At 71.2% G+C, this 19,651-nt stretch carries 20 protein-coding genes; 16 read left to right on the top strand and 4 right to left on the bottom strand.

The features are described from left to right. Positions 1-91 precede the first annotated feature (91 nt). The 8 genes from ACIQM0_RS26855 (at position 92) to ACIQM0_RS26820 (ending at position 8,185) form a co-directional block, all read left to right on the top strand. Positions 92-1,027, top strand: a complete 936-nt coding sequence (locus ACIQM0_RS26855; protein ID WP_401291178.1) for a hypothetical protein — start codon at positions 92-94, stop codon at positions 1,025-1,027. A gap of 88 nt (positions 1,028-1,115) precedes the next feature. Next, positions 1,116-1,331 carry a hypothetical protein gene (locus ACIQM0_RS26850; protein ID WP_363031116.1) on the top strand — a complete coding sequence of 72 codons (216 nt, stop codon included), beginning with the start codon at positions 1,116-1,118 and terminating at the stop codon, positions 1,329-1,331. Beyond that, positions 1,328-1,753: a PIN domain nuclease gene (locus ACIQM0_RS26845; RefSeq protein WP_401291175.1), complete on the top strand. Its 426-nt coding sequence runs from the start codon at positions 1,328-1,330 to the stop codon at positions 1,751-1,753. The genes ACIQM0_RS26850 and ACIQM0_RS26845 overlap by 4 nt, the downstream gene beginning before the upstream one ends. Before the next feature lie 282 nt (positions 1,754-2,035). Beyond that, positions 2,036-3,412: a ParB/Srx family N-terminal domain-containing protein gene (locus ACIQM0_RS26840; protein ID WP_401291172.1), complete on the top strand. Its 1,377-nt coding sequence runs from the start codon at positions 2,036-2,038 to the stop codon at positions 3,410-3,412. Positions 3,413-3,628: 216 nt separating this feature from the next. After that, the gene (locus tag ACIQM0_RS26835; RefSeq protein ID WP_363031113.1) at positions 3,629-4,900 is read left to right on the top strand and encodes an aspartate kinase; all 1,272 of its coding nucleotides are present in this window, start codon (positions 3,629-3,631) and stop codon (positions 4,898-4,900) included. Beyond that, positions 4,897-5,961, top strand: a complete 1,065-nt coding sequence (locus tag ACIQM0_RS26830) for an aspartate-semialdehyde dehydrogenase (protein WP_363031112.1) — start codon at positions 4,897-4,899, stop codon at positions 5,959-5,961. The genes ACIQM0_RS26835 and ACIQM0_RS26830 overlap by 4 nt, the downstream gene beginning before the upstream one ends. A 374-nt stretch (positions 5,962-6,335) precedes the next feature. Continuing rightward, positions 6,336-6,911 carry a SigE family RNA polymerase sigma factor gene (locus ACIQM0_RS26825; protein WP_207319729.1) on the top strand — a complete coding sequence of 192 codons (576 nt, stop codon included), beginning with the start codon at positions 6,336-6,338 and terminating at the stop codon, positions 6,909-6,911. A 98-nt stretch (positions 6,912-7,009) separates the two neighbouring features. Further along, the gene (locus ACIQM0_RS26820) at positions 7,010-8,185 is read left to right on the top strand and encodes a hypothetical protein (RefSeq protein ID WP_401291168.1); all 1,176 of its coding nucleotides are present in this window, start codon (positions 7,010-7,012) and stop codon (positions 8,183-8,185) included. A gap of 91 nt (positions 8,186-8,276) precedes the next feature. Here the strand turns inward: ACIQM0_RS26820 and ACIQM0_RS26815 are convergent, their stop codons facing one another. Then, positions 8,277-9,215: an SURF1 family protein gene (locus tag ACIQM0_RS26815; protein ID WP_401291165.1), complete on the bottom strand. Its 939-nt coding sequence runs from the start codon at positions 9,213-9,215 to the stop codon at positions 8,277-8,279. A gap of 72 nt (positions 9,216-9,287) precedes the next feature. Next, positions 9,288-11,150 (bottom strand): S9 family peptidase, encoded by a 1,863-nt coding sequence (locus ACIQM0_RS26810; protein ID WP_401291163.1) that lies wholly within the window; start codon positions 11,148-11,150, stop codon positions 9,288-9,290. Positions 11,151-11,221: 71 nt separating this feature from the next. Here ACIQM0_RS26810 and ACIQM0_RS26805 point away from each other — a divergent pair, with 71 nt between their 5' ends. Both ACIQM0_RS26805 and ACIQM0_RS26800 read left to right on the top strand, forming a co-directional pair. Beyond that, positions 11,222-12,073, top strand: coding sequence for a class I SAM-dependent methyltransferase (locus ACIQM0_RS26805; protein ID WP_401291160.1), 852 nt, complete (start codon positions 11,222-11,224; stop codon positions 12,071-12,073). A 55-nt stretch (positions 12,074-12,128) separates the two neighbouring features. Then, positions 12,129-12,518, top strand: coding sequence for a nuclear transport factor 2 family protein (locus tag ACIQM0_RS26800; RefSeq protein ID WP_401291158.1), 390 nt, complete (start codon positions 12,129-12,131; stop codon positions 12,516-12,518). 127 nt (positions 12,519-12,645) lie between these two features. Here the strand turns inward: ACIQM0_RS26800 and ACIQM0_RS26795 are convergent, their stop codons facing one another. Beyond that, on the bottom strand, positions 12,646-13,452 hold the full coding sequence (locus tag ACIQM0_RS26795; protein ID WP_401291155.1) for an SGNH/GDSL hydrolase family protein: 807 nt from the start codon (positions 13,450-13,452) through the stop codon (positions 12,646-12,648). A 211-nt stretch (positions 13,453-13,663) separates the two neighbouring features. On the opposite strand from ACIQM0_RS26795, the gene ACIQM0_RS26790 reads away from it, so the two are divergent. The 4 genes from ACIQM0_RS26790 to ACIQM0_RS26775 all read left to right on the top strand — a co-directional run bounded on the left by ACIQM0_RS26790 (position 13,664) and on the right by ACIQM0_RS26775 (position 15,895). Continuing rightward, positions 13,664-13,900, top strand: coding sequence for a hypothetical protein (locus ACIQM0_RS26790; RefSeq protein ID WP_401291152.1), 237 nt, complete (start codon positions 13,664-13,666; stop codon positions 13,898-13,900). Between the two features lie 87 nt (positions 13,901-13,987). Then, on the top strand, positions 13,988-14,773 hold the full coding sequence (locus tag ACIQM0_RS26785; RefSeq protein ID WP_401291150.1) for a DeoR/GlpR family DNA-binding transcription regulator: 786 nt from the start codon (positions 13,988-13,990) through the stop codon (positions 14,771-14,773). A 76-nt stretch (positions 14,774-14,849) separates the two neighbouring features. After that, the gene (locus ACIQM0_RS26780; protein ID WP_401291148.1) at positions 14,850-15,227 is read left to right on the top strand and encodes a DUF4406 domain-containing protein; all 378 of its coding nucleotides are present in this window, start codon (positions 14,850-14,852) and stop codon (positions 15,225-15,227) included. Then, positions 15,224-15,895, top strand: a complete 672-nt coding sequence (locus ACIQM0_RS26775; RefSeq protein WP_401291146.1) for an NUDIX domain-containing protein — start codon at positions 15,224-15,226, stop codon at positions 15,893-15,895. The genes ACIQM0_RS26780 and ACIQM0_RS26775 overlap by 4 nt, the downstream gene beginning before the upstream one ends. 48 nt (positions 15,896-15,943) lie before the next feature. Here the strand turns inward: ACIQM0_RS26775 and ACIQM0_RS26770 are convergent, their stop codons facing one another. Continuing rightward, positions 15,944-16,819 (bottom strand): NAD(P)H-binding protein, encoded by an 876-nt coding sequence (locus ACIQM0_RS26770; RefSeq protein WP_401291144.1) that lies wholly within the window; start codon positions 16,817-16,819, stop codon positions 15,944-15,946. Between the two features lie 90 nt (positions 16,820-16,909). On the opposite strand from ACIQM0_RS26770, the gene ACIQM0_RS26765 reads away from it, so the two are divergent. Both ACIQM0_RS26765 and metG read left to right on the top strand, forming a co-directional pair. Beyond that, positions 16,910-17,653, top strand: coding sequence for a TetR/AcrR family transcriptional regulator (locus ACIQM0_RS26765; protein ID WP_401291142.1), 744 nt, complete (start codon positions 16,910-16,912; stop codon positions 17,651-17,653). A 252-nt stretch (positions 17,654-17,905) separates the two neighbouring features. Further along, positions 17,906-19,627 (top strand): methionine--tRNA ligase, encoded by a 1,722-nt coding sequence (metG, locus tag ACIQM0_RS26760; RefSeq protein ID WP_401291140.1) that lies wholly within the window; start codon positions 17,906-17,908, stop codon positions 19,625-19,627. Positions 19,628-19,651: the final 24 nt, after the last annotated feature.

The following is a 19,651-nucleotide window of genomic DNA, read 5'->3' as shown; positions in this document are numbered from 1 at the left end:
GATCTCGTCCTGATAGATCGACGACTAGAGAGACTCGATCCACATGACTTCCGCCCATGTTAGTGCTGCCCTGCGCGCGCCCGCCCACCGCATGGCCAAAGCCGGTTACGGCAAGCGGCACGTCCCCGACGAAGCCCCGCGCGGCGCGGCCGACTTCGCACATCTGCCCACGCGGGAAGCGGCCATCGCCGCGTACATCGACCGGCTGCCCGAGGGTGCCGCGATCGGCTACAAGGTGCTGGCGGAGGAGCTGCCCGACTACGGGCAGCAGGCGTGCCGCAGTGCGCTGGACCGGCTGACCAGGACCGGGCACCTGCGGCGGATCAAGGTGCAGATCGCCGTGGAGGGCAGCGGGCTGCGCTGGGTGACGCGTACGTTCTTCGCCCGCACGGCCCGCGACGCCACCTGGTGGACGCGGTACATCCGGTACATCCGGGGCGTGGACGCTCCGGGACAGCCCCCGGCACCGGACGAGGTGCCTTCCGCCGAGCCCGAGCCGGGCGTTCCGGCCGCGCGCTCGGAGGCGTACGACGTGCTCGCCGGGCTCGGGAGCAGGGAGCCGAGGCTCCAGCTCTCCGAGGGTGAATGCGTCGCCCTGGAACCGCTGGTGCAGGAGTGGCTGGCGCGCGGGCTGGGCCGTGAGCAGGTCAGCCAGGCGCTGGTGTCAGGACTGCCGGCTTCCGTGCATTCCGCCGGAGCCTTCCTCCGTACTCGACTGGAGAACAAGATGCCGCCCGTACCGCAGCCGAAGAAGAACAAGTTCCGGGAAGTGGAAGAGACCATCGTGGCGGCGCTGGAGATGTGCGCCTTCTGCGACGAGGACGAGAGCACCACCACGCTCGTGGACGGAGTCTGCGTGGACTGCCGCGCGGACATCGACCGGGACGAGGCGAACGGGGCGACGGGCGACATCCCGGACACGTTCCTGGCCCGTCCCCGGCAGCGTACGGACGTCGCGGCGAGGGTGGCCGGGCTGCGGGCGGCCGCGGGGCGCCCGGTCGTGCCGGGGCCGAGGACGGGCGGCTGAGCGCGGCCCCGCAGCAACTGTCATCCCGTGGACATCGACCTATCGTGGAGGTGGTCCCGTGATTCCGTGCGCTGAAAGGGGGCCGGACATGGCCCGGTACACAGTTCGGATCGACGAGGCGTTCGTCGCCGATGCCCGTGAGAAGTACGGGGTGGAGACGGACGAGCAGGCGATTACGGCAGCCGTGGAGGACGCGGCGAAGCGGCTGCGGCGCGAGGAATTCAGCGACGCGATCAAGTCCGGCGAGATCGACTTCATGCCGGACGTGCCGGGTGGACCCGGACAGGAGACGTCGGCGGCGTGAGCGAGCGATACCTGCTGGACAAGTCGGCCTTTGCCCGCTGGAAGCAGCCCGTGGTTGCCAAGATGCTGGACCCGCTGAGAGACCGGGGGCTGTTGTGCATGTCCGCTGCGGTCCGGGTGGAGGCGATGCACTCGGCCCGTGGCGTCGCTGATGCGAAGCGGCTGGACCGCTGGATGTCGGGATTCGATCACCTGCCGTGCCCCGATGAGGTGTGGGACACCGTGCTGGACACCCAACGCGCGGCGGTGGCCAACGGCAACCACCGCGCGTTCTCGCTCGCGGATCTGCTGATCGCGTCGACCGCGAAGCGCCACCGCGTCACCGTCCTCCACTACGACGAGGACTACGACCGGATCGCCGAGATCACCGGGCATCCGAGCCGCTGGGTCGTCGAACCCGGATTGGCCGACCGGCGCGAGTAGCCCCGGCCTCCCCGGCGACATCCCGGACACGTTCCTGGCCCGTCCCCGGCAGCGTACGGACGTCGCGGCGAGGGTGGCCGGGCTGCGGGCGGCCGCGGGGCGCCCGGTCGTGCCGGGGCCGAGGACGGGCGGCTGAGCCGTCGTCGCCGGCGTTCACCCTGCCGACACCCGCGCGACGGCCGGGGGTTACCGGTCGGGGCGGGTAGGGATGAATAGATGTGCGCGATCCTCGGCGCACCCCACGCAGCGCCCCGCCCCGCCCCGCAGACACGTGGAGACCGTATGACCGGCTCAGTCCGTACCCAGCCCCAGCCCCTCGCCCCTCGCCTGCGCCGTCTGGGGGCGGGTCTCGCCGCGGGTGCGGTGGTGCTGGGCGGGGTGCTCGCGGGTGGTGGTACGGCCGCGGCGGCGGGCGGCGTGGCCGGCTCGACGGCCGGGAGCCCCCGGGCCGGGGAGCTGCTCGATGTCACCCTGGACCAGCTGCGTCCCACCCAGCCCACCGTGGGCTTCGACCAGATCTACTACAAGCTGGGCCGCTACACCGGCACCAAGGACGAGGCGAACGGCGGCCTCAACAAGCGGTTCGACGACTGGTGCGAGACCAACGGCCAGGAGAAGGCCGCGAGCGTGCGGCCCGGCGCCAAGCTCTCCGACGCGTCGAGCTTCACCTGCACCGTCCCCCTCGGCGAGGAGACGGCCGAGACCCGCGCCGCGATGAAGACGGTCGTCGTCGGGCCCGGCGGTCTCCTGTACCTCACCGACGGGCACCACTCCCTGACGTCGTTCCTGGAGGCGCCCGACGGCGGTCCGAGGACGCACATCAGGCTGCGCGTCGTGGACAACCTGAGCGGGCTCTCCACCGCCGCGTTCTGGAAGACCATGCAGGAGAAGAAGTGGGTCTGGCTGCGTGACGAGAACAACCGGCCCCTCACCACGGACCAGCTTCCCCAGCACCTCGGGCTCGCCCACTTCCACGACGACCGCTACCGCAGCCTCGTCTACTTCACCCGTGACATCGGCTACCAGGCGCCCGCCGGCGCCGCGGAGTTCCTGGAGTTCCAGTGGGGCACCTGGCTGCGTGAGCGCGTCGACCTCGGCACGTACGACCTGACCGCCCCCGCCCCGTACCTCTCCGCGATCCGCACCGCCTCGGAGGGGATGTCGGCGACGCCCGGCGACACCGTCATCGCCGACGGCCGCACCGCCGACGAGCTCGGCCGGATGGCGGAGTGGAACAACGGCAAGAAGCCGACCGGCGGCGAGTTCGGGAAGCTCGGCGCCCCGATCTCCGACGCGAAGCCCGGCAAGCTCGCGTACGCCCTCGACTACCGGGCCCGTGTCGCCGCCGCCCCCGCCTGCACGAAGACGGTGACCGGCAAGCACACCGGACCGCTGGTCATATCCTCCGGCGTCACCTGCCTGGACGGCACGAAGCTGACCGGCCCCGTCGTGGTCGGCGCGGGCGCGAGCCTGGTGGCGAGGGGCGCCGAGATCACCGGGCCCGTCCAGGCGGTCGGCGCGCGTACGGTTCAGATCTGCGGCACCTCGCTGACGGGCCCGCTCTCCGTGGTCGGCACGAAGGAGCGGCTGACCCTGTCGGGCCCCGGCTGCACCCCGAACACCCTGAAGGGCCCCGTCCAGCTGGTCGGCAACCCGTAGCCCACGGGGCCGTGCACCCCGGTGCCGGGTGTGTGGGCTGGGACACATAAGGGAGTGCCCGGACGATCGGCGGGCAGCAGCCTCGTACGAGCAGTTCGGAACGACGCGCCTATGATCACGTGGTGAGCGGGACATCTCAGCATGTGATATCGGCGAGGCGTTTCCGGACTGCTCGTTAAACTGAGCCGACAGCAATGGATTGAGCGAGGAGCGCACGTGGGCCTTGTCGTGCAGAAGTACGGGGGTTCCTCCGTAGCCGATGCCGAGGGCATCAAGCGCGTCGCCAAGCGAGTCGTCGATGCCAAGAAGAACGGCAACCAGGTGGTTGTCGTGGTGTCGGCGATGGGCGACACGACGGACGAGCTGATAGATCTCGCGGAGCAGGTGTCACCGATGCCCGCCGGGCGCGAGTTCGACATGCTGCTGACCGCCGGAGAGCGGATCTCCATGGCGCTGCTGGCCATGGCGATCAAGAACCTGGGCCACGAGGCCCAGTCGTTCACCGGTAGCCAGGCCGGTGTCATCACCGACTCGGTCCACAACAAAGCGCGGATCATCGATGTCACGCCGGGCCGCATCCGGACCTCGATCGACGAGGGCAACATCGCCATCGTCGCCGGGTTCCAGGGGGTGAGCCAGGAGGGCAAGAACATCACCACCCTGGGTCGCGGCGGGTCCGACACCACCGCGGTGGCCCTCGCCGCCGCGCTGGACGCCGAGGTCTGTGAGATCTACACCGATGTGGACGGTGTCTTCACCGCCGACCCGCGGGTCGTCAAGAAGGCCCGGAAGATCGACTGGATCTCCTTCGAGGACATGCTGGAGCTGGCCGCGTCCGGCTCCAAGGTGCTGCTGCACCGGTGCGTGGAATACGCACGCCGCTACAACATTCCGATCCACGTACGCTCGTCCTTCTCGGGACTGCGCGGAACCTGGGTCAGCAACGAGCCGCTAGGGGACCAGCAGGTGGAGCACGCGATCATCTCCGGAGTCGCCCATGACGTCTCCGAGGCCAAGGTCACCGTCGTCGGGGTGCCCGACAAGCCGGGCGAGGCCGCCGCGATCTTCCGTACGATCGCCAACGCCGAGGTCAACATCGACATGGTGGTGCAGAACGTCTCCGCCGCGTCGACCGGTCTGACCGACATCTCGTTCACGCTCCCGAAGTCCGAGGGCCGCAAGGCCATCGACGCCCTGGAGCGCAGCCGCGGTGCCATCGGCTTCGAATCGCTGCGCTACGACGACCAGATCGCCAAGATCTCCCTGGTCGGCGCCGGCATGAAGACCAACCCGGGCGTCACCGCGGGCTTCTTCGAGGCACTGTCCGACGCGGGCGTGAACATCGAGCTGATCTCGACCTCCGAGATCCGCATCTCGGTGGTCACCCGCGCCGACGACGTCATCGAGGCCGTGCGCGCCGTGCACTCCGCCTTCGGCCTCGACAGCGACTCCGACGAGGCAGTCGTGTACGGGGGCACCGGACGATGACCACACGCCGCCCTTCGCTCGCGGTCGTCGGCGCGACCGGGGCGATCGGTGGCGTCATGCTCCAGATCCTTTCGGAACACGCGGATGTCTGGGGCGAGGTGAAGCTGATCGCCTCGCCGCGTTCGGCCGGCGGCAAGCTGGTCGTGCGCGGTGAGGAGACCGAGGTCCTCGAACTCTCCGAGGACATCTTCGACGACGTGGACGTCGCGCTGTTCCTGGCGCCCGACGAGGTGGCCGCACGCTGGGCACCGCTCGCCGCGTCCCGCGGCGCGGTCGTCATCGACGACTCCGCCGCCTTCCGGATGGACGGCGACGTTCCGCTCGTCGTCCCCGAGATCAACCCCCACTCCGCCCGGATCAGACCGCGCGGCATCATCGCGAGCCCGAACTCCACGACGCTGGCACTGATCGTCGCGGTCGGCGCGCTGCACGCCGAGTTCGGACTGCGGGAACTCGTCGTGTCCTCGTACCAGGCCGTCAGCGGAGTCGGGCGCGACGGCGTCGCCGCACTGCGCGAACAGCTGACGATGGTGGCCGGCACCGAACTGGGCACGAAGCCGGGCGACGTGCGCCGGGCCGTGGGGGACGGCGACGGCGGCCCGTTCGCCGCACCAGTCGCCCTCAACGTCGTGCCGTGGGCCGGTACGGACGCCGGCGACGGCTGGTCGTCAGAGGAACTGGCGATCCGCGACGAGTGCCGCAAGATCCTCGATCTGCCGAGCCTGCGTGTGGCGGCGACCTGCGTGTACGTCCCCGTGATCGCCACCCACTCCTTGTCCGTGCACGCCCGCTTCGAGAACGAGGTCACGGTCGACCGGGCGCACGAGATCCTGGCGACCGCACCCGGCGTGGTGCTCTACGACAGCCCCGGGGCGGGCGACTTCCCGACCCCGTCCGACGTGGTGGGCACCGATCCGACCTGGGTCGGCCGGGTCCGCCGGTCGATGGACGAGCCGAGAGCGCTGGAACTCTTCGTCTGCGGCGACAACCTCCGCAAGGGCGCCGCGCTGAACGTGGCGCAGATCGCCGAGTCGGTGGCGGCCGAATTCCCCGCGTCCTGAATTTCCCAGGTCTGATCGAACCTGTTTTGTACGCTCTGTGAATGCCCTGTGAGCAAGTTGCTGGTCTGAACCTCTTGAGCTGGGGTGTCGCGGTGTCCGACGATGACCTTTCGGCCCGCTGCAACCGCCGGTCGGGCGGCGCGCGTCTAAGCCGTCACTTCTTGCGCGGCGAGGCGCACATTCGGGGTATTTGGGGAAGAGCGGTTACGTATGAAGGCATATCGCAGGGTGTCAAACGCGGTGCCGTATGCGTACAACCCTGACGGGGGGAAACGTGTCCAACTGGCGTGGCAGAGGTACTCGATATCACAGTGGTGGGCCCCTTGCGCGGCGCTTCGGTGCGACCGCTCAGACGGCCCCGCGCGCCCGGCGGTATGCCGGTGATCGCGCCCATGCCCGCTACGCGCCCGACAGGGCTGCCGTCACAGCGCGAGGGCGCTGACGACAGCGTGGCAGCCGGAACTACAGTTGACCATCTCACCGAAACCTATCGCGCCCACTACCGTTCGCTGCTCGGCCTCGCGGCCCTGCTGCTGGACGACACGGCGTCCTGTGAGGACGTCGTGCAAGAGGCGTTCATACGCGTGCACTCGGCGCGCAACCGGGTACGGGAGCCCGAGAAGACACTGGCGTACCTGCGCCAGACCGTCGTCAACCTCTCCCGCTCCGCGCTGCGTCGCCGCATCCTCGGGCTGAAGCTGCTCTCCAAGCCCATGCCGGACATGGCGAGCGCGGAGGAGGGCGCGTACGACCAACTGGAGCGGGACGCCCTGATCAAGGCGATGCGGGGGCTGCAACGGCGCCAGCGGGAGGTACTCGTGCTGCGCTACTTCGCGGACATGACCGAGGCGCAAGTCGCCACGACCCTCGGGATATCCCTGGGCTCGGTGAAGGCGTACGGCTCCCGCGGAATCGCGGCGCTGCGCGTGGTGATGGAGGCGCAGGCATGAGCCGGCGCGAAGGCCACGAGCACGGGCACGAAGGCGAGAGCGGACACCGGCACGGGCCCTCATTCGGACATCGGATTGACCGGACTGGAAACGGAATTGTGAATCACGGGCCGGACAGCACCCCGGGCACGGACCGCGATACGGAACCCGGCACGGAACCCGGCGGGGCCGGTCGGCCGATCGACCTCTTCGGCAGTGCCAGTGGCAGTGGCTCCGGATCAGGGTTCGGCTCCCACGACGACGGTGCGGATGTCGACGAGGACGCGCTGCGTCGGATGATGCGCGGCGCCGTGCAGGGCCTTGAACCCCGCGACGGCAGCCTCGACCACCTCTACCGCGCGGTGCCCGCCCGGCGGGCCCGGCGGCGGCAGGCGCTCGTCGGCGCGGCGGCGGCGGCCCTGCTCATCGGCACCGCGATCCCCGCCTTCGTCCATGTGGCGAACTCCGAGGGATCGAGCACCGCCAGCCCCGCGATCGCCGGTCACGGCGCGCAGGCGCAGGGCGGCAGCGGCGAGCAGCCCGGTCCGGGCTCCGGCGGTGCGAACGGCGGCGGTGGGAGCGAAGGGCAGGACGACGCCGGTGACGGTGTCCCCGATACCTCGGCCAGCCCGTCCGCCAGCAGCGGCCAGGGCGTGGCGGGCACGGTGGCCGGCGGTTCGGCCGACCCCCGGGCCAGCGCGGCGGCCGGTATGCCGACCTGCTCGCCCGACCAGCTCGGGGTCGCCTCGGCCAGCACGGGCGCGGCCGGTGCCGACGGCACGGTGTACGGAACGTTCCGGATCGCCAATGTCTCCGGCAAGAACTGCTCGGTGAGCAGCGGCGGCACGGTGGGCTTCCAGGCGATGGGCGCGGCGGACCCGGCCAGGATCGTGGTCGTCCGGCACACCCAGGGGGACGCGGCGTCCGGACTGCCCGATCCCGCCCAGGAGGAGGCGACGGTGCTGCTCAAGCCGGAGATGGCGTACGAGGTGCAGTTCGCCTGGGTCCCCGGGGACACCTGCCCGACCACCGGCAGCTCACCTTCCCCGAGCCCGACGGAGGGCGCGGACGGCAGCGCCGGGGGCCTGTCCGGGTCCAGTTCGGGCAGCGGGACCGGGGACACCGAAACGGGTACGGAGACGCAGTTCGGCAGCGAGGACGGCCCGGTGACGGTGCAGGGCAGCGTCTCCGTGCAGCACACCCCGGAACCGGGGGCGCCGGTCGCCGAGACGAAGATCGCCAACGCCTGTGCGGGCACGATCTACCGGACGGGCGCGCTGGAGCCGTCGTCGTAAGAGGTGTGGGAATGGGGCGGGCCGTGCGTGCGGGCCTTGCCCCGGGCCTGAGCAGGCCCGGTTGTGACGTGCTGGCGCTGGCGCCCGGCGTTCAGCGGCCCGTGGCGGTGGTTGTGCCGGCGTCGGTCTCGGTCCTGGTGTCGGTGTCGGTGTCGTCCGAGCTTGTGTCCGCGTCCGGGCCCGAGGGCGCGTCCGCGTCCGCGACGAGGCCCAGTCGCAGGTCCCGGACGGCCTCGACCTCGCGCCGGACCAGCCGGAACCACATGAAGAGCACGAACGCCGCGAAGACGAACCACTCGCACAGGTAGCCCAGATTCTGGAAGGCCTTCAGGTCGAGCCCGGTGCCCTGTGCGGCGGTAGCCGGTACGGGGCGCAGGGCAGCGGCGCCCTTGGCGTCACCGGCACCGGAGGCCGCGCCCGCGCCTGTGCCCGTGCCCGCACCCGCGTCACCGGGGCCGGCGTCGGTCTTCTGGAGCGTCACCCATGCGTCGTACACGTCGTACGGCACGAGGTTGACGAGCGACGCGGCGCTGATCATGCCGACCTGGCCGTCCGGAAGCCCGCCCGTCGCGTCGACTCCCGCGGTGGCCGAGCTCTCCGAGGCCTGGAGGTCGCCGGTCACGGTGACGTCACCGGTCGGCGCTGCCGGCACCGAGGTGTGTCCGGCCTTACCGGGCAGCCAGCCCCGCACCACGGGCAGCGCCTTGCCGCTGTCGGTGCGCAGCATGCCCACGACGTAGAAGCCGGTCCGGTCGTCCAGCTTCCGGCCGGGCACCAGGAACTGGTCGGCGTACCGGCCGGTCGCGGTGGCGGGACGGCCGGAGGTGACCGTGTCGACGGGCAGCAGCTCGTCGAGCGGCTTGGCGGTGCGCGTGCCCGGGGCGGGCTGCTTGTCGGCGGCCTCGTGCGTCTGCACGCGGTCCTCGAAGCGGCCGAGCTGCCACGTGCCCATGAACACGCAGAACGGGATGGCCAGCACGACGAAGAGGTTGATCCCCCACCATCGCGGGGTCAGCAGGAACCGGTACACCCCTCCACGGTACGGTCCCCGCTCCGGCGGTCCGGAGCGGGGGCACCCGTGGCGGGGCCCTTTATCCGGCCCCTACACGGTCTGATCCGTCCCGGCCGGGCCCGGCGTTCCCAAGTGGCGGGCGGCGAAGTCGAGCTCCAGGCGCACCTGCTTGATCCGCTCCTCCACGACGAGCGAGCCATGACCCGCGTCGTAGCGGTACACCTCGTGCACCGCTTCGCGGTCCTTCAGCCGCTCCACGTAGTTCTCCACCTGGCGGATCGGGCAGCGCGGGTCGTTGACGCCCGCCGAGATGTAGACCGGGGCCCGCACGGCGTCGACGTACGTCAGGGGCGACGAGGCCTCGAAGCGCTCGGGCACTTCCTCCGGCGTCCCGCCCAGCAGGGTGCGGTCCATCGCCTTCAGGGCCTCCATCTCGTCGTGGTACGCCGTGACGTAGTCCGCGACCGGGACGGCGGCCAGGCCCACGGCCCAGTCGCCGGGCTGCGTACCCAGGCCGAGCAGGGTCAGATAGCCGCCCCATGAACCGCCGGCCAGGACCAGCCTCGCCGGGTCCGCGAGGCCGGACTTGACCGCCCACTCCCGCACCGCCGCGATGTCCTCCAGCTCGATCAGGCCGATCCGGTGCTTGAGCGCGTCCGTCCAGGCCCGCCCGTAGCCGGTCGAGCCGCGGTAGTTGACCCGGACGACCGCGTAGCCGTGGTCCACCCAGGCGGCGGGCCCGCCCGCGAAGGCGTCGCTGTCGTGCCAGGTCGGGCCGCCGTGGATCTCGAAGACGGTCGGGAACGGCCCCTCGGCCGGGGCCGCGGGACGCTGGACGAGCGCGTGGACCCGGCCCCCGGGCCCCTCCACCCACACGTCCTCGACCGGCACCGACCGCGGAGCCTTCGCACCCGGCGGATCGAGCACCACCGCACCGGTCGTGGACCGGACGACGGGCGGCTCCGCGGCCGACGACCAGAGGTACTCCACCGTGCCGTCCGGGCGGGCGGTGGCCCCGGAGACCGAACCGGTGGGCGTCTCCACCCGCACCAGGGTGCCGTCGCCCGCCGCCGGCTCGTACCGCCACAGCTCGCTGCGGGCCTCGAAGCCGTGCTCGATCAGCAGCGCGGAGCCGTCCGGATACCACTCGGCGCCCACATCGCCCGGCAGCTCGATGGCGAGGTCCGTCTCGGTGCCCGCGACCGGGTCCCAGATCATCGGCTCCCAGCGGCCGCGCCGCTGATGCCCGACCAGCAGCCGGGTGTCGCCCGCCACCGGGGCGAAGCCGAGAACGGCGAGGCCGAGCTCCTTCGTGCCCCCCTCGGTGTCGTCCAGCTCGGCGACCGCGGTGCCGTCCGGCCGCACCACCCGCAGCGCGGAGTGCATCGCGTCACCGTGCTCGGTGTGCTCCAGCGCGATCAGCGTCCCGTCGTGCGACAGGTCACCCACCCCGGCCGACTCACGGTGGCGGTAGATCTCGACGGGCGCCGCCCCGGGCCGTACGACGTGGACCGTCGTCCCGTCCTCGTCCGTCGAACGGCCTACCACCGCGGTGCCGTCCCGGCCGATCGCGAGCCCGGCCGGGTAAGAAGGCTCCAGGCCGGGCGTCGCCGGCTCGTCCTCCGCGGCCCCGGCATCGCCCTCGCCGCCGGGGAACGGCCGGCGCATCCACACCCCGAACTCGTCGCCGTCGGTGTCGTTGAACCACCAGATGGCCTCGCCGTCCGGCGTCAGCGCGCCGTCCGTCGTCCCGTTCGGCCGGTCGGTCACCTGGCGCTGCTCACCGGTGGCCCGGTCCCAGGAGTACAGCTCGTACGTCCCCGTCGCGTTGGAGACGAACAGGGCGCGGTCCGGCGCGTCCTCCGCCCAGTCGGGCAGGGACACCCGGGGAGCCCGGAAACGCTGCTCCCACTCCGGAACGGAATCGGTCGTCGAACCAGTGGTCTCAGTCATGCCCCCCATTCTGCGCCGGGCCGCCGACAATCTGTTCGCTCCGTCCGCAGCCTGTGGATAACCTCGCGGACATGCATGCACCGATACCCGCCGACTGGCGCGAGGCCAACCGTGCGATGTGGGATGAACGTGTGCCCATCCATACCGGCAGTGACTTCTACGACCTGGACGCCTTCCGCGCGGGCAAGGACTCCCTGCGCGCCTTCGAGCTGGCGGAGGTCGGGGACGTGACGGGCCGGTCGCTGCTCCACCTCCAGTGCCACATCGGGCTCGACACCCTCTCCTGGGCCCGGCACGGCGCCGTCCAGGTCGTCGGCCTCGACTTCTCCGAGCCGGCCGTCGAGACCGCCCGCTCGCTCGCCCGGGACCTCGGCCTGCCCCCGGACCGGGCGGCGTTCGTCGCCGCCGACGTCCACGACGCGGCGGAGGCCGTGCCGGACTCCTCGTACGACATCGTCTACACCGGCGTCGGCGCGCTGAACTGGCTGCCCGACATCGACCGCTGGGCCGAGACGGCGGCCTCGCTCGTCGCGCCCGGGGGCTTCCTCTACCTGGCGGAGTTCCACCCGCTCACCGACTGCCTCGACGACGCGACCGGCTCGCGGATCGTGCACGACTACTTCAGCCGCGACGCCTGGGTGGACGAGACGCCGGGCACGTACGCGGACTTCGACGCGCCGACCGTCCACAACCGCAGCGTCGAATGGCAGCACCCGGTGGGCAGTGTGGTCTCGGCCCTGGCCGCGGCGGGGCTGCGGATCGAGTTCCTGCACGAGCACGACGCCTCGCTCTTCGCGCGCTTTCCCGCGCTGGAGCGTCAGCCGGACGGCTGCTACCGCTTCCCGGCGGAGCGGCCGCGCGTCCCGCTGATGTACTCGATCAAGGCGACCCGGCCGGAACGGCTTCCCCGGGGCGGGCGGTGAGGCCCGCTTGTCCCAGGTCAGGGCGATTGTCAGTGGCGGGGTTCAGACTCGGGGCATGACCACGACTGCTGATCTGCGTGCCACGGTCGAGACCTACTGGACCGCTGCCGACCTCCGCGACTGGGACACCTTCGCGGCGACGCTCGCCGACGAGGTGCTGTACGACCTGCCGCAGACCCGCGAGCGCATTCGCGGCAAGGAGCGGTACGTCAGCTTCAACCGGGAGTACCCGGGGGAGTGGCGGGTGCGGGTCGAGCGGATAGTGGCCGACCGGGACGGACAGCAGGTGGCGGTCCGGACGCGGTTCACGGTCGGCGCGCAGGAGCTGCCCGCCATCCACTTCTTCTCGTTCGACGCGGAGGGGCGGATCAGCGAGATCACCGACTTCTGGCCCGAGCCGTACGAGCCCCCGGCGGGCCGGGAACATCTCGTCGAGCGGTACTGAGCACGGCGGCAGAGCGCGGGGGCGCGGGGAGCGACGGGGGCAGCGCGAGGGGGAGCACGGCAGCGGTGCGGCAGGGCCTCGGAGCCGGGGCTCCTGAGCCGTTGCCGCGCCGCTGCTTCCCGTGGTCCTACGCGGCTGAGCTGAAGGCGGGCAGGTAGCCGCCCGACTGTCCCTCGGCCTTGGGGTGATACGAGTTCTCGATGGGGATCGAGACGCTGTGGAGCCACGGGTCGCCGGAGCACAGCTCGTGCCCGGTGAACTCGTCCGCGACGCCGGAGAAGGTGAATCCGGCGTTGGCGGCCTGCTTGGCGATGACACCGTTCAACACGTCGGACGCGTTGTTGATGGCCGTGCGCTCCGCCTCCGTGAGCCCGGCGATGCAGCTTCCGCCGATCTGGTAGAAGCGCGGGTAGCCGAGCACCACGACATGCGCCTGCGGGGCCTTGGAGTGGATGGACCCGTAGAGCGAGCTGAGACCGGCCGGCAGTGAACTGTTCATCTGCGAGACGGCGGAGTTCACGCTGGCGAGGCAGGCCGCCTCGCCGGACAGCACGCAGTCCTGCATGACACTGGCGAACCCGACGTCATTGCCGCCCGCCGTCACGCTGACCAGCGAGGTGGACGAGCTCAGCGGGCCGAGCTGGCTGCTCGCCACCGAGCTTGACGTGGCGCCCGAACAGGCGACGAAGTCGAACGAGGAAGGCGAGTTCGCCGCCGCCCAGAGGTAGGCGTAGGCGTGGGTGCTGCGCCGGCAGTCACCGCTGTCGGAGAGGTAGTCTCCCGCGCCGACACCGGACGAGTACGAGTCGCCCAGGGCGACGTAACCGCCGGCGGCGGCGGAAGAGGATGCCGAGGCCGGCTGGGCCATGCCCAGAGCGGCCGCGGCGGCGAGGAGCAGAGTGGATGCGGACGCCCAGAATCTCCGTACTGACATAGCTGTCAGCCCTCCGAAGTGTGGGGGGTGGGTGGGGGGTTGATGGAGCGTCACCTGTTCTAGCAGCTTCCGGTACCAGTCGGTAATAGCCAGGCGGGAACCTGTCGGAATTGCCCGAATGATCGTTCGACACCCGTAGCTCCGCGCGTAGATAATCCCCGAACTCCACCCGAAACAAGGGGTTTACGGCTGCCCGGCCGTCACTTCGCAGGTGCTCGCGCGGAGGCCGGGCGCATGCTCATCAGCGGGGGCGGCGAGTATCGGCCAGAGCTCTGTCCGCGCCGCGCCGCGCCGCTCGGCCCTGTGCTGCCCCGCTCGGCCCGAGGTCACCGCCACCCGTTCCCTGCCCGCCCCCGACGGCGGCGTACTGCCCGCCGTCACGCTCCAGGTCGCCGTCGCGGACCTCTTCGGCGCGGTGGCCCCGACGGTCGCCCACCTCACCGGCTGACGAGAAGCACACCCGGCGGGGCCGCGCCCGGCCGAGAAATCACACACAAAAATGTTCAAACAAACATGGCTGTGTTAGAAATGGGCCATGGGTATCGCTCATCGTCTGGACCTGACTCTCCGGCTGGTGCAGGGCTCCGACCGGGTCTCCGTGTCGGAGCTCTCGCATCGCCTGGGGGTCTCCGAAATGACCGTGCGCAGGGACCTCGACGCACTTGAGCGTCAGGGGCTGGTGCGCCGGGTGCACGGAGGCGCCGTCGCCACGCGGTCCCGCGAGGAAGGGGCGGGGTTCTCGGCGCGCGAGCCGTGGCAGGCCGCGACCAAGGACCGGCTCGGAGCGGCGGTGGCCGCGATGGTGGAGCCGGGTTCCAGGGTGCTGCTGGACGCGGGCACCACCACCGTCCACGTCGCGGAGCACCTCGCGGAACGCGCCCCGCTGACGGTGGCGGTCCTCAGCCTGCAGGCCGCGGTGAGCCTGGCGGACCGGCCCGGGATCGACCTGCTGGTCGTGGGCGGCCGGTCCCGTCCCGGTGAGCGGTCCCTCGTCGGCCCGCTGGCCCTGCGCACGCTGGAGGCGCTGGCCTTCGACTGCTTCGTGCTGTCCATCGGCGGCGTGCACGCCGAGTACGGGTGGTCGGAGTTCTCGCTGGACGACGCGGCGGTCAAGCAGGCCGCGCTCGCGGGAGCCGCGCGGACCATCGCGGTGGCGGACGCGACCAAGCTCGGGGTGCGCGCGTTCAGCCAGGTCGCCCCGCTGGGCGCGGTCGACGACTTCGTCACCGACGCCGCGGCCGAGGACCCGGCCACCCACCCCAACGGTCCCCAGACCCTCACGGCCCTGCGCGACGAGGGCGTCCGCACCACCCTGGCCTGACCCCGGCCGAGCCCGGTTCCCACCCGGTCCCGAGCTCCTGCCCCGAACCCGGACCCCACCGCGAGGAGCACCCGTCATGACCGCCGTCCCGCGCCCCCTGATGATCCTTGTCGCCGGCCCCTACCGTGCGGGGACCGGGGACGACCCCGCCAAGCTCGACGCCCATGTGCGCGCGATGAACCTGACCGCACTGGAACTCTTCCGCGCCGGCCACCTGCCGCTCACCGGCGAGGCCCTGGCCCTTCCCCTGGTGGAGGCCGCGGGGAGCACGGGGCCGGGCGATCCGGTCTTCCAGGAGATCTTCCACCCCGTCGCCGAACGCCTGCTGGCGCGCTGCGACGCCGTACTGCGCATCGGAGGCCCCTCGGAGGGCGCGGACCGGATGGTGACGACGGCCCAGAGCCTGGGCCTGGACGTCTACACCGGCATCGACGACATCCCGGCCGCGCGGTGACCGCCGGCCTGGACACCCCGGACCGGCGCGGGCGCACGGGCCTGGACCGCCATGGCCGGGACCTGACCGGGAACCCGCGGGTGCGTGTCAGGGACGTGGACGTCCTCTCCTGCGACTGGTACGTCCTGCGCAGGACGACCTTCGACTACCAGCACAGCGACGGGCATTGGAGCCGGGAGCAGCGCGAGACGTACGACCGGGGCGACGGCGCCACGGTCCTGCTCCACAACGCCGAGCGTCGTACCGTGCTGCTGACCCGCCAGTTCCGCCTGCCCGCGTACGTGAACGGGCACCCCGACGGGATGCTGATCGAGGCCGCCGCCGGGCTGCTGGACGGTGACGCCCCGGAGGAGGCCATCCGCAGGGAGGCGGCCGAGGAGACCGGGCACGTCATCGGAGCCCCCGAGCCGGTGTTCACCGTCTACATGAGCCCGGGGTCGGTCACCGAGCGCCTGCACTTCTACGCCGCTCCCTACGATCCCGTGACGACGGTGACCGACGGGCACGGGGTCGCGGAGGAGGGCGAGGACATCGCCACCGTGGAACTCCCCTTCGACGAGGCGCTCGCGATGATCCGCAGCGGGGACATCGCCGATGCCAAGACCGTCATGCTGCTCCAGTGGGCAGCCCTGGACGGACCGTTCCGGCCCTCCGTGCCTGTCCCCTAGCCCACATGAGTCTGCGTCACCACCGCCCGCGCATAGGGGTTTTCGTCCCTACCGGCCGCTGTTGTCGCTGGACAGCTGCTCGTGCAGCACGCCGCTCATGGAGAGGGGTTCGCGCCCGATCAGGGCGGCCAGTGTCGGGTCGACGGCGGAGAACTCACCGGCGCGGGCGGCCGTGAAGACGCCGAGCAACTGCTCCGCGGTCTCGGCGGGAGCGCCCCGGCCCATCAGCTGCTCCCGGAACTCGGCGTCGGGTGCGGTGGTCCTGGTGATGGTGCGGCCCGTGATGTCGCCGGCGATGCCTGCGATGTCGTCGAACGTGAACGCCTGCGCCGCGGTGAGCGGCGGCGTGGGCCCGTCGAAGCGGCCCTCGTCGGCCAGGATCGCGGCAGCCGCGTCGGCGAGGTCGGCATGCGTGGTCCAGGTGACCGGCCCGTCCGCGGGGAGCACGATCTCGCCGGACTCGATGCCGTGGGCGGCGAACTGCATCGCGCTGGCGGCGTAGAACCCGTTCCGCAGCGAGGTGAACGGCACGCCGGATGCGCGCAGCGCGTCCTCGGTGGCGGCATGGTCGCGGCAGGCCTGGAAGCGCGAGTCGTGGCGCGCGCCCATCTGGCTGGTGTAGAGGATGCGCCGGGCGCCTGCCGCGACGGCCCCGTCGATCGCGAGGCGGTGCTGCCGCACGCACTCGTCGCCCATCTTGTCGACGGAGACGATGAGCACCTGGGAGGCGCCCTCGAAGGCGTGGGCCAGGCCGGCGGTGTCGGTGAAGCTGCCCCGGCGCACGCGTACGCCGCGGTCGGCGAACTCCTTTGCCTTCTCCGGGTCGCGGACGCTGATGCCGACCTGTTCGGCCGGTAGGCGCGTCAGCAGCCTCTCGACGATTTGGCGTCCGAGCTTTCCGGTGGCTCCGGTCACGATGATCACGATGTGCTCCAGCGCTCTAGTTCCAGTGGAAACATAACTACCGTAACACTGGAATTATCGGTGGAATCATCTGAGCTGTATCATCGATATATGTCACCACGTTCACGCGACAACGACACCGGCGAGGCCGCGGCCGCTGTCGGCGGTGCTGCCTCGGCGGAGCCCCGCCGGCGGATCATCGAGGCCGCGGCCGACCTGCTGGCGCGCGAGGGCCGCGACGCCGTCACCACCCGCGCGGTCGCCGTCGCGGCGGGCGTGCAGCCGCCGGCCATCTACCGCATGTTCGGTGACAAGGGCGGGCTGCTCGACGCGGTGGCCGAGTACGGCTTCACCAGGTTCCTCGCGACCAAGCACGTGGATCCCGACCCGCCGGACCTCATCGAGGACCTGAGGGGCGGATGGGATCTGGCGGTCGAGTTCGGACTGGCCAACCCCGCGTTGTTCACGCTGATGTACAGCGAGCCCACGAGGCCCACGTCGGCGGCCTTCAGGGCCGGCCTGGAGATCCTCATGGGGCGCATCCGGCGCCTGGCCGCCGGGGGCTGGCTCCGCGTAGACGAGGAACTCGCGGCGATGCTCATCCACGCCACGGCGCGCGGCGCGGTGCTCACCTGGCTGTCCCTGCCCGAAGACCGGCGCGACCCGGCCCTGTTGACGACGCTCCGGGAGTCCATGGTCGCCGCGGTGACCAACGAGGAGCCGGCCGTGCAGGACGCCGGCCCGGCCGGTGCCGCCCGCGCCCTGCGCGCGGCGATGCCCGAACAGACGGTTCTCAGCGGCGCGGAGCAGCATCTGCTGGGCGAGTGGCTGGACCGCATCGCCGCCGACGGCTGAGCCGCGCGCGTTCCTGCTGCGGCCGCTCTCGGAGCCGTCCTCCTCAGCAGCTCTGAACAGCCGTCAACGGACAGAAATCGCTCGCCGGGGTGGCAGCCGGGTGCCATACGATTGCCGCGCCTCGCGGATCCGGCCGTCACGACGCGTGACGCGGTTGAGTGGCCTGGGCGGTCGAGTCCGCCGCACCCTCCCGACCTGGGTCCGCCGCGGCACCGTCACCGGCGCCGTACGCACGAAATGGAGCATCCGAGGATGGCTCGACACCTGGTAACCAGCGCGCTTCCCTACATCAACGGGATCAAGCACCTGGGCAACATGGTCGGGTCGATGCTTCCGGCGGACGTGTACTCCCGGTACCTCCGCCGGCGCGGCCACGACGTCCTCTACATCTGCGCGACCGACGAGCACGGGACGCCGGCCGAGCTGGCGGCCAAGGCGGCGGGGCTGCCGGTGGCGGAGTTCTGCGCGCAGGCCCACGACGCGCAGAAGGCGGTCTACGACGGCTTCCAGCTCGCCTTCGACCACTTCGGACGCAGCTCCTCGCGGCAGAACGCCGGGATCACCCAGCACTTCGCGCGGAAGCTGTACGAGAACGGTTTCATCGAGGAACGGGCGATCCGCCAGGTGTACTCGCCGGTCGACGGCCGCTTCCTGCCGGACCGTTACGTCGAGGGCACCTGCCCGCACTGCGGCTACGACAAGGCCCGCGGTGACCAGTGCGAGAACTGCACCCGCGTGCTCGACCCGACGGACCTGCTGAACCCGCGCTCGGCGATCAGCGGCTCGACGGAGCTGGAGGCCCGCGAGACCACGCACCTGTTCCTGCTGCAGTCCAGGCTCCAGCACGAGGTGGAAGCGTGGGTGGCCCGGCACGAGGACCAGTGGCCGCAGCTGTCCTCGTCCATCGCCCGCAAGTGGCTGACCGAGGGCCTCCACGACCGTGCCATCACCCGCGACCTGGACTGGGGCGTCCCGGTCCCGGCCGACACCTGGCCGGAGCTCGCGGCCGAGGGCAAGGTCTTCTACGTCTGGTTCGACGCCCCGATCGAGTACATCGGCGCGACGATGGAGTGGTCGGACGCCGCGACGGGCGGTGAGACCCGCGACTGGAAGTCGTGGTGGTACGAGGCCGACGACACCGTCCACTACACGCAGTTCATGGCCAAGGACAACGTCCCGTTCCACACGGTGATGTTCCCGGCCACGGAGCTCGGTGTCCGCGAGCCGTGGAAGAAGGTCGACGTCGTCAAGGGCTTCAACTGGCTCACGTACTACGGCGGCAAGTTCTCCACCTCCCAGCAGCGCGGCATCTTCACCGACGCGGCGCTGGAGACGCTGCCGGCGGACTACTGGCGCTACTTTCTGATCGCCAACGCCCCCGAGTCCGACGACTCCTCCTTCACCTGGGAGCACTTCGCCGCCACGGTCAACAAGGACCTGGCCGACACCCTCGGCAACTTCGTCAACCGCGTGCTCTCCTTCTCCCGCAAGCGGTTCGGCGACGAGGTCCCGTCCGGCAGCCCCGCCGGTGAGCCGGAAGCGCGGCTGGGCGACGAGGCCGCGCGGCTGCTGGCCGAGTACGAGGAGCACATGGAGGCGCTCCAGTACCGCAAGGCCGCTGCCGCGCTGCGGGCCCTGTGGTCGGCGGGCAACTCCTACCTGGAGGAGAAGGCCCCCTGGCTGGAGATCAGGACGGACCCGGAGGCCGCGGCGCTGACCCTGCGCACGGCGATGAACCTCATCCACCTCTACGCGATCGTCTCCGAACCGCTGATCCCGGCCTCGGCCGCCGCGATGCGCGGGGCCTTCACCCTGGAGAGCGACACCGCGACCTGGGTGACCGCGGAACAGGCGAGGTCCCTGGCCGCTGTCCCGGCCGGCACGCCGTTCACCGTGCCGCCGGTGCTCTTCGCGAAGATCACCGAGGACGATCTGACCGCCTACCGCGAGCGCTTCGGCGGAGCCGGCGTCTGACAGCGTCTGGCGGCGCTGTTCGCT

It is taken from the genome of Streptomyces sp. NPDC091387, from assembly GCF_044756945.1.
Lineage (GTDB): Bacteria > Actinomycetota > Actinomycetes > Streptomycetales > Streptomycetaceae > Streptomyces.
This window is presented reverse-complemented; position numbering and strand designations above follow the sequence as displayed.

Excerpts from the sequence above, each read along its gene's own strand:
- ACIQM0_RS26855 (WP_401291178.1), top strand. The coding sequence starts at position 92 with ATGGCCAAAGCCGGTTACGGCAAGCGGCACGTCCCCGACGAAGCCCCG.
- ACIQM0_RS26850 (WP_363031116.1), top strand. The coding sequence starts at position 1,116 with ATGGCCCGGTACACAGTTCGGATCGACGAGGCGTTCGTCGCCGATGCC.
- ACIQM0_RS26840 (WP_401291172.1), top strand. The coding sequence starts at position 2,036 with ATGACCGGCTCAGTCCGTACCCAGCCCCAGCCCCTCGCCCCTCGCCTG.
- ACIQM0_RS26830 (WP_363031112.1), top strand. The coding sequence starts at position 4,897 with ATGACCACACGCCGCCCTTCGCTCGCGGTCGTCGGCGCGACCGGGGCG.
- ACIQM0_RS26825 (WP_207319729.1), top strand. The coding sequence starts at position 6,336 with ATGCCGGTGATCGCGCCCATGCCCGCTACGCGCCCGACAGGGCTGCCG.
- ACIQM0_RS26810 (WP_401291163.1), bottom strand. The coding sequence starts at position 11,150 with ATGACTGAGACCACTGGTTCGACGACCGATTCCGTTCCGGAGTGGGAG.
- ACIQM0_RS26805 (WP_401291160.1), top strand. The coding sequence starts at position 11,222 with ATGCATGCACCGATACCCGCCGACTGGCGCGAGGCCAACCGTGCGATG.
- ACIQM0_RS26800 (WP_401291158.1), top strand. The coding sequence starts at position 12,129 with ATGACCACGACTGCTGATCTGCGTGCCACGGTCGAGACCTACTGGACC.
- ACIQM0_RS26795 (WP_401291155.1), bottom strand. The coding sequence starts at position 13,452 with ATGTCAGTACGGAGATTCTGGGCGTCCGCATCCACTCTGCTCCTCGCC.
- ACIQM0_RS26785 (WP_401291150.1), top strand. The coding sequence starts at position 13,988 with ATGGGTATCGCTCATCGTCTGGACCTGACTCTCCGGCTGGTGCAGGGC.
- ACIQM0_RS26780 (WP_401291148.1), top strand. The coding sequence starts at position 14,850 with ATGACCGCCGTCCCGCGCCCCCTGATGATCCTTGTCGCCGGCCCCTAC.
- ACIQM0_RS26765 (WP_401291142.1), top strand. The coding sequence starts at position 16,910 with ATGTCACCACGTTCACGCGACAACGACACCGGCGAGGCCGCGGCCGCT.
- metG (WP_401291140.1), top strand. The coding sequence starts at position 17,906 with ATGGCTCGACACCTGGTAACCAGCGCGCTTCCCTACATCAACGGGATC.